This window comes from Methylobacterium sp. E-065 (assembly GCF_022829605.1).
Lineage (GTDB): Bacteria > Pseudomonadota > Alphaproteobacteria > Rhizobiales > Beijerinckiaceae > Methylobacterium.
Window position 1 is genome coordinate 84049 of sequence record NZ_JAKSYD010000128.1, and the last position, 14573, is coordinate 98621.

Below are 14573 nucleotides of genomic sequence, written 5' to 3' on the forward strand. Positions count from 1 at the left end.
AGCCGGAAACGCGGTTTTGAAGAGGTCGATTATGCACCCCGTCGCGCGCCCCCCCGTGGTGCCCTTCGGCCGCGCCAAGGCGCAGCCCCGTATCCTGGCCCGTTCCCTCGCCCGCAGCCTGATGGCGGCGGTCCTCGTGGGCGCCTCCGTGGTGACGGCGGGGCTGCCGCTCCCGGCCTTCGCCAAGGGGCCGGCCTCGCTCGCCGACCTTGCCGATCAAGTGACCGATGCGGTGGTGAATATCTCCGCCTCCACGACGGTCGAAGCACGCGGCGGCAGCCGCGCCGGACCTCAGGTGCCCCCGGGCACGCCGTTCGAGGATCTGTTCGAGGAATTCTTCAATCGCCGCGGCGGTCGGGGAGGCGGCGGCGGCGAGCGGGGCGACAACGACACGCCGCGCCAGCAGCGCAAGTCGAACTCGCTGGGCTCCGGCTTCATAATCGACGCCTCCGGGCTCGTGGTGACCAACAACCACGTCATCGGCGATGCCAACGACATCCAGGTGATCCTGCACGACGGCACCAAGCTGAAGGCCGAGATCGTCGGCAAGGATTCGAAGATTGATCTCGCGGTACTTCGCGTGAAGCCCACAGCCGACCGGCCGCTGAAAGCGGTGCCGTTCGGCGACTCGGACAAGATGCGGCCGGGCGACTGGGTAATCGCCATCGGCAACCCGTTCGGGCTGGGCGGCTCGGTCTCGGCCGGCATCGTCTCGGCCCGGGGCCGGAACATCGAGTCCGGCCCGTATGACAACTACATCCAAACCGACGCGGCCATCAACAAGGGCAATTCCGGCGGTCCACTGTTCAATATGGACGGCGAGGTGATCGGCATCAACACGGCGATCCTGTCGCCCACCGGCGGCTCGGTCGGCATCGGCTTCGCCGTCCCCTCGGATACCGCCAAGCCGGTGATCGACCAGCTCCGCGAGTTCGGCGAGGTTCGCCGCGGCTGGCTCGGCGTGCGCATCCAGAACGTCGACGATGCCACTGCCGAGGCGCTGAACCTCAAGGGTGGGGCCCGGGGCGCCCTGGTCGCCGGCGTCGACGAAAAGGGCCCGGCCAAGACCGCCGGGATCGAGGTCGGCGACGTGATCCTGAAGTTCAACGGCACGTCCGTGAAGGCCTCCGGTGACCTGCCGCGGATCGTGGCCTCCACCCCGGTGGGGCAGAAGGTCGATGTGATCGTCATGCGCAAGGGCGAGGAGGTGACCAAGCCCGTCACCCTCGGCCGTCTAGAGGACAGCGACAAGCCGCAGCCTGCCAACCTGCGCCAGCCCGAGCCGGAGAGCGCCACGCGTCAGGCGCTGGGCCTCAACCTGTCCGGCATGACCGACGATCTGCGCAAGAAGTACTCCATCAAGGACACCGTGAAGGGCGTGGTCGTCACTCGGGTCGATCCGAACTCGACGGCGGCCGACAAGCGGATCCAGCAGGGCGAGGTGATCGTCGAGGTCGGCCAGGAGGCGGTGAGCACACCCGCCGACGTGACCAAGCGGATCGATGCCCTGAAGAAGGACGGGCGCAAGTCGGTGCTGCTGCTGGTGGCGAGCGCGACCGGCGACGTGCGCTTCGTGGCGGTCGGGCTGGACTGAACGGGCTCTCAAGCAGGATCAAAGGCTGTCGCTTCGCGAGAAGCGGCGGCCTTTTGCATTTGGGGCGCCGCATTGACGGGGCGCTGCGGGGCGGCACACTGATCCGGCGAGTCGGTGCGGCTCGGATGGTCCTGGGCCTATGTCAGCCGTCGCCTTCGATACCCTGAAGTTCGCCCGCGCCTTGCGCGATAAGGCGAAGCTGTCGCCGGAGCAGGCCGAGGGCTTGGCCGACGCACTGGTCGATGTCTTCGACGGAAACCTCGCCACGAAGGCCGACATCCGCGACGTGCAGGCGGATATCCAACGCGTTCGAAGTGAGGTTGAGACCCTGAAGGTCCAGACCCGAGCCGACATCGAGGCGCTGCGGCTTACAACCAAAGCCGACATCGAAGCCGTGAAGGGCGCCATCGCCGCCGCCAAGGTCGAGACGGTGCGCTGGCTCGTCGGCGCGATCGGCTTTCAGACGCTGGCCGTGCTGGGCGCCGTGGTCGCCCTGACCCGGACCATCCACTGAGCGTTCACCCCACGAATTCCGCCGCCGCGTAGCCCTGCAGGTACAGGAGCGCGGTGAGGTCGCCGTGCTCGACGCGGACCTGTGCCGCGGCGGCCACCGCGGGCTTGGCCCGGAACGCCACGCCGAGGCCGGCCTCGGCCAGCATATCGAGGTCGTTGGCGCCGTCACCGACCGCGAGCGTGTCGGCAGCGTCGAGGCCGAGGGCGCCGCGCAGTTCGATCAGCGTCGCACGCTTCTCCGCCTTGCCGACGATCGGATCCTCGACCGTGCCGGTCAGGCGGCCGTCCGCCACACCCAGCACATTGGAGCGATGCTCGTGGAAGCCGATCATCGCGGCGATCGGGCCGGTGAACAGGGTGAAGCCGCCGGAGACGAGACAGGTCCGGGCGCCGTGTGCCCGCAGGGTCCGCACCAGCGTGGGACCGCCCGGCGTGAGGCTCAATTGCTCGGCGATCAGCCCGTCGACCGCATCGACCGGAATGTCCTTCAGGAGCGCGACGCGCTCCCGGAGCGCGGGCTCGAAGGCGATCTCGCCCCGCATCGCCCGCTCGGTGATCGCCGCCACGTGGTCCTTGAGGCCGAGGGTCCCGGCGAGCTCGTCGATGCATTCCTGTTCGATCATGGTGGAATCCATGTCGGCCAGAAACAGGCGCTTGCGCCGATGCGCATCGGCCGGCAGCACCGCAAGGTCGATCGGCTCCCCGGCCAGCGCCGTCCGCAGTGCGTCGGTCAGGGCCGCTGCAGCCGCTTGCTCCCCGGGCACCAGCAACTCGGCCGCGACCTCACCGTGCAGGATCCGGGGCTGGTGCTCCGTCCGCAGCACCGCGCGTGTCTCGGCCAGCACCGCGTCGGTGATGGACGGCCGATCCGGGTTTGCTATCAGGACCGCGACCAGCATCGTGGAGGTTCGCCTTGCCAGACCGAGAGGCCGGGGGGCGCCCGGCGGCGATCCTCATCGCAGGGCCCACCGCCTCGGGCAAGTCGGCGCTCGCCGCCCGGCTGGCGGAGCGTCACGGCGGCGTGGTGATCAACACCGATTCCATGCAGGTCTACGCCGACCTCCGGCGTCTGACCGCCCGGCCCGGTCCCGACGAGGAAGCGCGGGTGCCCCATCGGCTCTATGGCCATGTCGACGGCGCCGTGAATTATTCCGTGGGGCATTTCTCCCGGGCTGCGACGGCGCTGCTCCTGACCCTGGACGGACGGTTGCCGGTCTTCGTGGGCGGAACGGGCCTGTATTTCCGGGCGCTGGAGCAGGGGTTTTCGGAGCTGCCGCCCGTGCCCGAAGCGGTGCGCGCCCAGGTGCGGGGCGCGGCGGAGGGGCGCCCGACCGAGGCGCTGCACGCCGACCTCGCCCGGCACGATCCCGAGGGGGCGGCACGCCTACGCCCAAGCGACCGGATGCGCGTGATGCGCGCCCTAGAGATCTTCTTCGCCACCGGACGCCCGATCGCGAGTTTCTACGGCGATCCCGTTCCCGGTCCGCTGGCCGGATGGAACCTCGAAAAGATCTTCCTGGCGCCCGATCGCGCGGTGCTGCGCGCCCGAATCGATGCCCGGTTCCGAACCATGATCGCGGAGGGCGCGCTGGATGAGGTCGCCCGCTTGCGGTCGCGAAGCCTGGACCCGATGCTGCCGGTGATGCGCGCCCACGGGGTGCCGGGCCTGATCGCCCATCTCGACGGGGCGGTGAGCCTCGAAGACGCGATTCTTCGGGGGCAGGCGGATACGCGCGCCTACGCAAAGCGCCAGTTCACGTGGTTCCGCCACCAGATGGGGGAGGGCTGGCGCTGGATGGATCCGGGGGCGGCCCAGGTTGAGCTGTGAACGTGCCGTGAAACGCCCGCCTCCGGAGAGGGGCTACCGGATTCACACAGCGCTCTGCCGCTCTGGATTCGGCTGCAACGTTCCAGCCGGGTGATCCCCTCGCCCCGCTTGCGGGGAGAGGGCTCCGGCGGCCTTGTCGTCGCCGGAGCGAGGCGGCAGCCGAAGGTGAGGGGGGCACGAACGGAGGAGTCTTTTCCGGAGCCGCCCCCTCACCGCCGCTGCGGCTTCGCCTCCGCTTCCCGCACGGACGACGAGGTCCGTGCGGGCCTCTCCCCGCCCGCGGGGAGAGGGCAACCCGCGCCTTAGCCTGAGATGTGTGAAGACCGTAGCCCGCAGAGGGGGAGGGACCCTGGCAGGGTCTGGATTGCCGTGCGGGTTCCCCGGCCTTCTGAAGTGCGAAAAAACTCAGCGCTCCAGCCGCGCCACGAGGCTCGACGTGTCCCAGCGGTTGCCGCCCATGGCCTGCACCTCGGCGTAGAACTGGTCGACCAGCGCCGAGACCGGGAGCTTCGCCCCGTTGCGGCGGGCCTCGTCCAGCAGGATCCCGAGGTCCTTGCGCATCCAGTCGACCGCGAAGCCGAAGTCGAACTTGCCCTGGTTCATGGTCTTGCCGCGATTCTCCATCTGCCAGGAGCCGGCGGCCCCCTTGGAGATCACGTCGAGCACCGCCTCGACGTCGAGGCCGGCCCGCTTGGCGAAGTGAACCCCCTCCGACAGGCCCTGGACCAGACCGGCGATGCAGATCTGATTGACCATCTTGGTGAGCTGCCCGGAGCCCACCGGGCCCATCAGCCGGCAGGCCCGGGCGAAGGATCCGATCGCGCCCTCGACCTTGGCGTAGGTCGCGGCCTCGCCGCCGCACATCACGGTCAGCACGCCGTTCTCGGCGCCCGCCTGACCGCCGGAGACCGGGGCGTCGATGAAGCCGACGCCCTTCGCCTCGGCCGCGGCGGCAAGTTCCCGCGCGACCTCGGCCGAGGCCGTGGTGTGGTCCACGAAGATCGCACCGGACTTCATGCCGGCGAGCGCCCCGTCATCGCCCAGCACGACGCTGCGCAGGTCGTCGTCGTTGCCCACGCAGGCGAACACGATCTCGGCGCCCTCGACGGCCTGCCGGGGCGTCGGCGCGAAGGCGCCGCCATAGGTCTTCACCCAGGCTTCCGCCTTCGGGGTGGTGCGGTTGTAGACGGTGACGTCGTGGCCACCCTTCTTGGCGAGGTGGCCCGCCATCGGGCCGCCCATCACGCCGAGACCCAGGAATGCGACCTTCGCCATTGTGCTCTCCTCAAACAGGATTCCGACGGGCTCAGCGGCCCGCCGCGACGGCCGTATTCCGGCCGCCCAGGGTCAGCACCGCGTTCACCAGCACCGCCACGACGATGTTCACGGCGAGCGCCAGGAGCCCGGTATAGAGCGTGAGCTTCGTGTCGCCGAAGGTCAGGCTGTGCAGGGGCTTCAGGCCGTCCGACCACGCGATTAGGCTGCCGGCCACGAAACCCACCGCCCAGCCGGCCAGCAGCGCCGGTGCCCGGAACCACGAGACGTAGAGGCCGAACACCAGGGCCGGCAGGGTCTGCAGGATCCACAGGCCGCCGAGCAGCTGGAGATCGAGCGCGAACTGCGTCGGCAGCACCAGGATCGCCACCAGCGCGCCGAGCTTGACCAGCATGGAGGTGATCTTGGCGACCTGTGCCTCGCCGGCCGACGTCACGTTCGGGTTGACGTAGGCCTTCCAGACGTTGCGCGAGAACAGGTTGGCGGCACCGATCGACATCACCGCCGCCGGCACCAGGGCGCCGATGGCGATCGCCGCGAAGGCGAAGCCCGCGAACCAGCCCGGGAACAGGGTCTTGAACAGGGCGGGCACGATGTCGTTGTTGCTCGTCACCTTCAGGCCGGCTGCGTGGCCCATGTAGCCCAGCATGGCGAGAAGCCCGAGGAGCAGCGTGTAGGCCGGCAGCAGCACCGCGTTCTTGCGGATCGTGTTGCCGCCCGAGGAGGCGAAGATGCCGGTCAGCGTGTGCGGATACATGAAGGCCGCGAGCGCCGAGCCGAGCGCCAGCGAGGCGTAGGGCAGGATCTGCGCCGGGCTGAGCAGGATGCCGCCCGAGCCCTTGGCCTTGAAGGCGGCGTCGGCTGCGTCGAACACCGCAGCGTAGCCGCCGAGCTTCGAGGGCACGATCGCCACCGCCACCAGCACCACGATGTAGATCATGATGTCCTTGACGAAGGCGATCAGCGCCGGCGCCCGCAGACCCGACGAGTAGGTGTAGAAGGCCAGCACCAGGAAGGCGACGATCAGCGGCAGCTCGCCGTGCAGCCCCAGGGCCTTGATCGCCACCTCCATGCCGATCAGCTGGAGCGCGATGTAGGGCATGGTGGCGATCACGCCGGTGACGGCGACCGCGAGTTCCAGCGCCCGCGAGCCGTAGGTGCCGTACACGACGTCGCCCGCCGTGACGTAGCCCTTGTCCTTGGCGGCCTGCCACAGGACCGGCATCACCGCGAACACGAACGGGTAGACGATGATCGTGTAGGGCAGGGCGAAGAAGCCGTAGGCACCCACCGCGTAGACCAGCGCCGGCACCGCGATGACCGTATAGGCGGTGTAGAAGTCGCCGCCGATCAGGAACCACGTGATCCACGTGCCGAACTTGCGCCCGCCCAGGCCCCATTCGTCGAGATGGGCGAGGGTCTCGGGCCGGCGCCAGCGCGCGGCCACGAAACCCATCACGGTCACGAGCAGGAAGAAGAAGACGAAGACCGACAGCGCCGGGATATCGAGATCAGCGGTCATCGCGCACGGCCCGGTAGACGATGTAAAGAATGATAGAGGTCAGCGGCACCCAGGCCAGCTGGTACCAGTAGAAGAACGGGAAGCCGAACAGCATCGGATCGCGCTGGTTGTAGAACGGCACCCAGAGGAGCCCCAGGAAGGGCAGCAGCAGGAGCCACATCAGCGGCGAGCGGCGTCTGGATTCCATGGTCCGGCTCGGATGAGAAAGTTGGGTCCGCATCGAATGTACGCTGTTACACGGTGCGTTTATCGTGCGGTCTGATGCGCTGCATCACAGCTCGGATCGCTTGCGTCAACGGGATGTGGAGAGGATAAACCAGTCCTGTCGCACGGGATCCACGAATCCCGGCCGGGGGGCTCGGGGGAGCCACCCGAGCTCGATGCGGCCTCCGGGAGGGACATCATGGGTACGGCGCTCGGCAGGCATGGGCCCTGGGCCCTGATAGGGGCGCTCGGCGCCGCCGCGCTAGCGATCGTGGCGACCCAGCGGGGCGAGACGATCAACGCCCTCTGGATCGTGGTCGCGGCAGTCTGCGTCTACCTGATCGCCTACCGGTATTACTCCCAATTCATCGCCGACAAGGTGATGCGGCTCGATCCGAAACGGGTCACGCCCGCCGTGCGCCACAATGACGGGCTCGACTACGTCCCCACCAACCGCGGCGTCCTGTTCGGCCACCATTTCGCGGCGATCGCCGGGGCCGGCCCGCTGGTCGGCCCGGTTCTGGCCGCCCAGATGGGCTACCTGCCGGGCATGCTGTGGATCCTGGCCGGCGTGGTCCTGGCCGGCGCCGTGCAGGACTTCATGGTCCTGTTCGTGTCGATGCGCCGGGACGGCCGGTCGCTCGGCGAGCTGATCCGGGCCGAACTCGGCACGATTCCCGGGATCATCGCCCTGTTCGGCACCTTCCTGATCATGGTGATCCTGCTCGCCGTGCTGGCGCTGATCGTCGTCAAGGCGCTGGCCGAGAGCCCCTGGGGCACCTTCACGGTGATGTCGACGATCCCGATCGCCATGCTGATGGGCGTCTATTCGCGCACCATCCGCCCGGGCAAGATCGGCGAGGTCTCGATCCTCGGCTTCGTCCTGCTGATGCTGGCGATCATGGCCGGCGGCTCGGTGGCGGCGAGCCCGGTCTGGGGCCCGGCCTTCACCTTCACGGGCCCGCAGCTCTGCTGGATGCTGATCGGCTACGGCTTCGTGGCGTCGATCCTGCCGGTCTGGCTGCTGCTCGCTCCGCGCGACTACCTCTCGACCTTCCTCAAGATCGGCACCATCGTCGGGCTGGCCCTCGGCATCGCGGTCGTCGCGCCGCACATGCAGATGCCGGCTGTCACCAAGTTCGTGGACGGCACCGGCCCGGTCTGGGCGGGCAGCCTGTTCCCGTTCCTGTTCATCACCATCGCGTGCGGCGCGGTCTCGGGCTTCCACGCCCTGATCTCGTCGGGCACCACCCCGAAGCTGATCGCCAGCGAGGCCGATGCCCGCTTCATCGGCTACGGCGGCATGCTGATGGAATCCTTCGTGGCGATCATGGCGCTGGTCTCAGCCTGCGTGATCGACCCGGGCGTGTACTTCACCATGAACTCGCCCGCGGCGCTCATCGGCACCACGCCGGAAACGGCCGCCGCCGCCGTGACCAAGCTCGGCTTCGCCACGACGCCGGAGGTGATCGCGCAGACTGCCGCAGACGTCGGCGAGCACACGATCATCTCCCGCGCCGGCGGCGCGCCGACGCTGGCGGTCGGCATGGCCCACATCATCTCGTCGGCCATCGGCGGCAAGGCGATGATGGCCTTCTGGTACCATTTCGCCATCCTGTTCGAGGCCCTGTTCATCCTCACCGCGGTGGATGCGGGCACCCGCGCCTGCCGGTTCATGGTGCAGGATCTCGTGGCGCTGGCGGTGCCATCGTTCAAGAACACCACCTCGTGGGGGCCGAGCATCGCGGCGACCGCGATCTCGGTCGGCGCCTGGGGCTACTTCCTGTACCAAGGCGTGACCGACCCGCTGGGCGGCATCAACACCCTGTGGCCGCTGTTCGGCATCTCGAACCAGATGCTGGCCGCGGTGGCGCTGACTTTGTGCACGGTGGTGATCTTCAAGATGAAGCGCGAGCGCTACGCGTTCGTGACCATCATCCCGACCGCGTGGCTGTGCCTGTGCACCCTGACGGCCGGTTGGCAGAAGATCTTCTCCGCCGATCCGAAGATCGGGTTCCTGGCCCATGCCGAGCGCTATGCCGGGGCCGCCGCCGAGGGCAAGATCCTGGCGCCGGCCAAGAATGCCGACCAGATGAGCCAGATCATCCTCAACGACCGGATCGACGCGGTGCTGGCGGCGCTGTTCATCTGCCTCGTCGTGGCCATCGCGGGCTTCGGCATCGCGGCCTGCCTCAAGGCGTGGCGGGCCGATCGCTGGACCGCGCTGGAGACCGAGCCGCGCCTGGTCCCGGCGGAGTAGGGCTCATGCAGCAGCCGAACCTGCGCGCCCGGCTCAGGACGCTGTCCAAATGCGTCTGCGACGGCGCCCGGCTGATGGTGGGGCAGGGGGATTACGCGGTCTATGCCGACCACATCCGCCGCACCCATCCCGACCGGGCGCCGATGACCGAGGTGGAGTTCTTTCGCAATCGCGAGAACGCCCGCTTCGGGGTCGGCAACACATCGGGTTTCCGCTGCTGCTGAGCGGGACCCGATCGGCCCCGGCCGGCGTTTGTCACGCCGGGGGCCGCACGGCCCGCGTGCGAGGCGGAGGGCCGATGGCCGACGAGAGCGAGCAGGATCCGATCGAGCCCCGGGCCGTGAACGTCGGCCATGCCTGGGAGCGGGCCTACTGGGCGCGCCGGTTCATGGTGCCCGTGGAGCAGGTCGAGGCGGCCGTGGCGGAGGTCGGCGACGATCCGGCCCGGGTGGCGGCCCATCTCGGACGGGACTGGCCGGGGCATGAACCCGCCACCTGACCCCGGCATCCCCCGGGCAAGCTCGGCCGCATCTTGACTCGGCGGCCACAATATCCGCCATCTCCGACCGGACGGGAATCGGCATGAGCATTTTCCAAGACGCCATCCTTCGGTTCGGCCGCACGATCATGTCGTACGCGGGCGATGCCGTCTTTCTGCTGGCGGCGGTCTCGTCGGCCGCCAACGTCATCGTGGCGGATGGCGATGTCGCCGAGGAGGAGATCGAATCGGCGATCACCGGGATCCGCGCGAACCCGATCCTCGAGAAATCCTACGACACCCTGCGGGTCGAGCAGGAACTCTACGAGGCGATCGCCCGGGCCAAGACCCGGGCCGGCCGGCTGGAGAACCTGCGCCTCATCGGCGCCATCGCGGAGCGGCCGATCGAACAGCGCCAGGACGTGTTCCTGATCGGCGCCGACGTGGCCGACATCGACGGCATCAGCGCGGTCGAGCACAAGGCACTCGATGAAATCGCCGGGGCTCTGCAAGTCGATAAGTCGGCCTTGCTGCGCTGATCTGGCGGTACGCCGTCCCGGCTATCACGGCGACCGCACGCCGAGATTTCTCCGACCCGCCCACGCCCTCATCTGACGTGGGTGGGTTGACGCGTTGCCATAAGGCCGCGTCCCCTGCGGCGACGCGGCCCGCTCCTTGCCTACCCGGACGTGATAGCGAAACAGTCCGGGTGTAACGGCTCACCGGTACACAACGCGGAGTTGCCGGCCCCGCGCCGGCCGGCGGAGACCGCATGGGCCTCGTCCTCTACGCCCTCAAGTTCCGGATCACGACTTACGTGCTCGCGGTGCTGATGATGCTCGGCGGCATCGGCGCCATCGTGGTCACCCCCAAGGACGTGCTGCCGGTCGTCGACATCCCGGTCGTCGTGGTGGTCTGGACCTATACCGGCCTGTCGGCGCCGGAGATGGAACAGCGGATCACCACCTACGCCGAATACGGCATCTCCAACAACGTCAACAACATCCGCCGCATGGAGTCGACCACGCTCCAGGGCACGGCGGTGCAGCGCATCTACTTCGACCCGACCGTCAGTATCGACCTTGCCATCGCCCAGGTGGTGTCGTCGACCAATTCGATCCGCGCCGTGATGCCCACCGGCACGCAGCCGCCCGTGATCGTGCGCTACTCCGCCTCCTCGGTGCCGGTGATTCAGCTCGCCCTGACCTCGGCCAAGCAGAGCCTCAACGAGGTCTACGATTACGCCCAGTACCGGATCCGCCAGACGCTGGCGCAGGTTCCGGGCTCGACCCTGCCGGCCCCGTTCGGCGGTGCGCCCCGGCAGATCATGGTCGATCTCGACCTCAACGCCCTCCAGGCACTCGGCCTGACGCCGCTCGACGTCACCAACGCCATGACGGCCCAGAACCTGACGGTGCCGTCCGGGCTCACCAAGATCGGCGAGCAGCAGTATCCGGTCCAGCTCAACGCCACCCCGCCCTCGATCGAGACCCTCAACCTCGCGCCGATCAAGATCGTGGCCGGACAGCCCGTGCTGGTGCGCGACGTCGCCTATGTCCGCGACGGCGGGCCCCCGCAGATCAACGTGGTGAGCGCGGACGGCAAGCAGGCCGTGCTGATGCAGGTGATCAAGAACGGCACCGCCTCGACGCTGAACGTCGTCAACAACGTCAAGGCGGCGATGCCGACGATCCGGGCCGCGGCACCCGAGGGCCTGTCGATCCAGCAGCTGTTCGATCAGTCGGTCTTCGTCTCGAACGCCATCGAGGGCGTGCTGCACGAGGCGCTGACCGCGGCGGCGCTGACCGGCCTCGCGATCCTGCTGTTCCTCGGCTCGTGGCGCTCGACCGTCATCGTGCTGATCTCGATCCCGCTCTGCGTGATGACCTCGCTCGCCGTGCTGGCGGCGCTCGGCGAGACCATCAACGTCATGACGCTGGGCGGGCTGGCGCTCGCGGTCGGCATCCTGGTGGACGACGCCACCGTGGCGATCGAGAACACCTACCGGCTGTTCGAGGAGGGCGAGGAGTTCCGCGAGAGCGTGGTCCACGGGGCGGCCGGCATCGCCAAGCCCGCCCTGATCTCGACCCTGTCGATCTGCGCGGCCTTCACGGCGGTGTTCGCGCTCACCGACACGCCGAAGTACCTGTTCACCCCGCAGGCGCTCGCGGTCGTGTTCGCGATGCTGACCTCCTACCTGCTGTCACGGACCCTGGTGCCGCTGCTGATCGACGTGATCGTGGCGCCCGAATATCGGCAGAAGCACGCCAAGGATCGGGACCAGCACGAGCCGCCCCGCCGGGGCCGGATCGCGCGCGCCGTCGGCCTGATCGGCGCCCCCGTGATGCGGCTGGCCGGCCGCATCCATGCCGGCTTCGAGCGCGGCTTCACGCGGTTCCACCGGGGCTATGTCGGCCTGCTGCACGCGGTGCTGCGCCACCGGATCGTCACCGTGGGCGTCGTCGGCGGCGTACTCGGGATGACCGGCGTGCTGTTCGCCTTCGTGGGCGAGGATTACTTCCCGCAGATCGAGGCGAGCCAGATGACCCTGCATCTGCGCACGCGCACCGGCATGCGCATCGAGACCACGCAGCAGGTCTTCGCGCAGATCGAGGACACGGTCCGCGAGGTGATCCCGGCGGGCGAGATCGAGCAGATCCTCGATAATATCGGCCTGCCGTCGATCAACTACAATTTCGCGTTCTCGGACGGCTCGTTCGTCTCCTACAACGACGGCCAGATGCTGATCAGCCTCAAGGAGGGCCACGGCTCGGTGGCGGGCTACACGAAGCGCCTGCGGGCGGTGCTGATGAAGCGCTTCCCCGACGTGATCGCGTATTTCCAGCCCGCCGACATGATCACCCAGATCCTGAATTTCGGCGTCATCACGCCGATCGACGTGCAGGTCTCCGGCCGGCACAAGGAGAAGGATCTGGAGGTCGCCCAGCGCATCGTCCAGCGGCTGAAGCACACCAAGGGCCTCGTCGACGTCCACCTGCAGCAGATCGTCAACGAGCCGCAATTCTACGTCGATGTCGACCGGCGCCTCGCCTCCGAACTCGGGCTCACCGAGCAGCAGGTGGCGCAGAACATGAACATCTCGCTGTCGGGCAGCTATCAGGTGACGCCGAACTTCTGGCCCGATCCGAAGACCGGCATCCCCTATCAGCTCTGGGTGCAGACGCCCGAGTACCGCAACAGCTCGCTCACCGACCTGCGCAACACGCCGATGTTCGTCCGCGCGGCGGCGACCTCGGGCTCCGGCCCCGGCGTGCTGACGCTGCTCTCCAGCCTCGCGGATCTGCGCCGGATGCCGACGCAGACCATGATCAGCCACGTCAACATCCAGCCGACCTTCGACATCTTCGCCTCGGTGCAGGACCGGGACCTCGGCTCGGTGGCGCGCGACATCGACGCGATCGTGCAGGACGAGCAGAAGAACCTGGAAGCGCCCGACAAGATCGCGGTCCGCGGCCAGATCGAGAACATGCGTTCGGCCTTCTTCCGCCTGGAGATCGGCCTCGGCATCGCGCTGATCGCCGTCTACCTGCTGATGGCCGTGAACTACCAGAGCTGGGGCGACCCCTTCGTGGTGATCGCGGCGCTGCCCATGGCGTTCTGCGGCATCACCTTTGCGCTGTTCATCACCGGCACGGCCTTCTCGATCCCGTCGATCTTCGGGGCGATCATGTCGGTCGGCATCGCCTCGGCGAACTCGATCCTGCTCGTCACCTTCGCCAAGGAGCATCGGGAGGCGACGAACTGCAGCGCCCAGGAGGCGGCGATCACCGCGGGCGAGACCCGGCTGCGGCCGGTGCTGATGACCGCCTCGGCGATGTTCTTCGGGCTGATCCCGATGGCGCTCGGCACGGGCGAGGGCGGCGAGCAGAACGCGGCGCTCGCGCGGGCCGTGATGGGCGGCATCGCCTTCGCGACCCCCGCGACGCTGCTGCTGGTGCCGTTCCTCTACGTGCTGATGCGGAGCGGGCCCGCGCAGCCGGTGCAGGATTACCTGGAGGGGGAGGGGCAGCCGGCCATGTGAGGCGCCGCGGCGTCCACGCGTCTCTCTCTTCCCCAGAGGTACGATGGTGACAGATTTCTGGTGGAGACCGCCTCCGACCGCAGAGCGCGACGGGCTCCCTCTCCCGAGCGGGAGAGGGTTGGGGTGAGGGACGAGAACGCTCAGGATTGAGCGCACCCTCGCGGCGTGTCCCAGGGAGCGCCTGATCCGGACACGTCCTACCCCTCACCCTGTCCCTCTCCCTTCAGGAGAGGGGACCCGCGTTCCATACGGAAACCCCGTGGCTGAACGCGTTGTGTGATCCGCAAGCCCGCAAGCCCGCAGAAGGGGGAGGTACAGCCCCCCCTAAACTGCTCAGCCCTCCTTGAACCCATATTCCGGCGTGTCGTCGTCGTTGCCGTAATACTTGTACGGCAGGAACTTGCCCGACATGGTGAGCTTCACCCGGTCGCCCTTGTTGTTGGCCTCCCGGGCCATCTCCATGTTGAAGTCGATCGCCGACATGATGCCGTCGCCGAACTCCTCCTGGATCAGCTCCTTGAAGGTCGTGCCGTAGACCATCACCAGCTCGTAGAACCGGTAGATCAGCGGGTCGGTGGGCGGCATCGACGCGATCGAGCCGCGGTAGGGCGCCTCGTTCAGCATCCGCTCCTCGGCCGCGGTGAGGCCGAACAGCTCGGCCGCCCGCTTGGCCTGGGCCTTGGGCAGCTTCATCTGGCCCATGCAGGCCGCCGTGATCAGGAACGGCGACAGGCCGCCGATCTCCTCGTGGATGTGCTTCCAGCTCCAGCCTTTCTCGCGCTTAATGTCGAGAAGCTTCTCGGTCAGGTCCTGACGCTTCATCGTTTCCTCCTTGACTGATGGTTCGGCCGGTTCCG

The 14573-nt window shown here is 68.2% G+C and carries 13 protein-coding genes; 8 read left to right on the plus strand and 5 right to left on the minus strand.

Annotated features, from left to right (window positions below; translation table 11 throughout):
• The first annotated feature begins 31 nt into the window (after positions 1–31).
• Together MKK84_RS17870 and MKK84_RS17875 are read left to right on the plus strand one after the other, a co-directional pair.
• Entirely contained in the window at positions 32–1594 is a 1563-nt protein-coding gene (locus MKK84_RS17870; protein ID WP_243922013.1) for a DegQ family serine endoprotease, read from the plus strand.
• Positions 1595–1733: 139 nt separating this feature from the next.
• Positions 1734–2108: a CCDC90 family protein gene (locus MKK84_RS17875; RefSeq protein ID WP_243922015.1), complete on the plus strand. Its 375-nt coding sequence runs from the start codon at positions 1734–1736 to the stop codon at positions 2106–2108.
• A gap of 4 nt (positions 2109–2112) precedes the next feature.
• On the opposite strand, the gene serB is transcribed toward MKK84_RS17875, so the two are convergent.
• Positions 2113–3006 (minus strand): phosphoserine phosphatase SerB, encoded by an 894-nt coding sequence (serB, locus tag MKK84_RS17880; RefSeq protein ID WP_243922017.1) that lies wholly within the window; start codon positions 3004–3006, stop codon positions 2113–2115.
• 14 nt (positions 3007–3020) lie between these two features.
• On the opposite strand from serB, the gene miaA reads away from it, so the two are divergent.
• Positions 3021–3935 (plus strand): tRNA (adenosine(37)-N6)-dimethylallyltransferase MiaA, encoded by a 915-nt coding sequence (miaA, locus tag MKK84_RS17885; protein WP_243922019.1) that lies wholly within the window; start codon positions 3021–3023, stop codon positions 3933–3935.
• A 405-nt stretch (positions 3936–4340) separates the two neighbouring features.
• On the opposite strand, the gene MKK84_RS17890 is transcribed toward miaA, so the two are convergent.
• The 3 genes from MKK84_RS17890 to MKK84_RS17900 are packed head-to-tail and all read right to left on the minus strand — an operon-like array spanning position 4341 to position 6919.
• Positions 4341–5228, minus strand: coding sequence for an NAD(P)-dependent oxidoreductase (locus tag MKK84_RS17890; RefSeq protein ID WP_279599597.1), 888 nt, complete (start codon positions 5226–5228; stop codon positions 4341–4343).
• A 13-nt stretch (positions 5229–5241) separates the two neighbouring features.
• Positions 5242–6732, minus strand: coding sequence for a monocarboxylate uptake permease MctP (mctP, locus tag MKK84_RS17895; RefSeq protein WP_243922023.1), 1491 nt, complete (start codon positions 6730–6732; stop codon positions 5242–5244).
• Complete coding sequence (locus tag MKK84_RS17900; RefSeq protein ID WP_243922025.1) at positions 6722–6919, minus strand: DUF3311 domain-containing protein; 198 nt, start codon at positions 6917–6919, stop codon at positions 6722–6724. Before MKK84_RS17900 ends, mctP begins: the two co-directional genes overlap by 11 nt.
• 216 nt (positions 6920–7135) lie before the next feature.
• On the opposite strand from MKK84_RS17900, the gene MKK84_RS17905 reads away from it, so the two are divergent.
• The 5 genes from MKK84_RS17905 to MKK84_RS17925 all read left to right on the plus strand — a co-directional run bounded on the left by MKK84_RS17905 (position 7136) and on the right by MKK84_RS17925 (position 13716).
• Complete coding sequence (locus MKK84_RS17905) at positions 7136–9196, plus strand: carbon starvation CstA family protein (RefSeq protein ID WP_243922049.1); 2061 nt, start codon at positions 7136–7138, stop codon at positions 9194–9196.
• Between the two features lie 5 nt (positions 9197–9201).
• The gene (locus tag MKK84_RS17910; RefSeq protein ID WP_243922051.1) at positions 9202–9420 is read left to right on the plus strand and encodes a YbdD/YjiX family protein; all 219 of its coding nucleotides are present in this window, start codon (positions 9202–9204) and stop codon (positions 9418–9420) included.
• Positions 9421–9494: 74 nt separating this feature from the next.
• Positions 9495–9695 (plus strand): DUF3606 domain-containing protein, encoded by a 201-nt coding sequence (locus tag MKK84_RS17915; RefSeq protein ID WP_243922053.1) that lies wholly within the window; start codon positions 9495–9497, stop codon positions 9693–9695.
• Positions 9696–9778: 83 nt separating this feature from the next.
• Positions 9779–10213, plus strand: a complete 435-nt coding sequence (locus tag MKK84_RS17920) for a tellurite resistance TerB family protein (RefSeq protein ID WP_243922055.1) — start codon at positions 9779–9781, stop codon at positions 10211–10213.
• Between the two features lie 233 nt (positions 10214–10446).
• A complete protein-coding gene (locus MKK84_RS17925; RefSeq protein ID WP_243922058.1) occupies positions 10447–13716 on the plus strand; it encodes an efflux RND transporter permease subunit in 3270 nt (1089 codons plus the stop codon).
• Positions 13717–14049: 333 nt separating this feature from the next.
• Here the strand turns inward: MKK84_RS17925 and cynS are convergent, their stop codons facing one another.
• Positions 14050–14538, minus strand: coding sequence for a cyanase (cynS, locus tag MKK84_RS17930; RefSeq protein WP_243922060.1), 489 nt, complete (start codon positions 14536–14538; stop codon positions 14050–14052).
• Between the last annotated feature and the right edge of the window lie 35 nt (positions 14539–14573).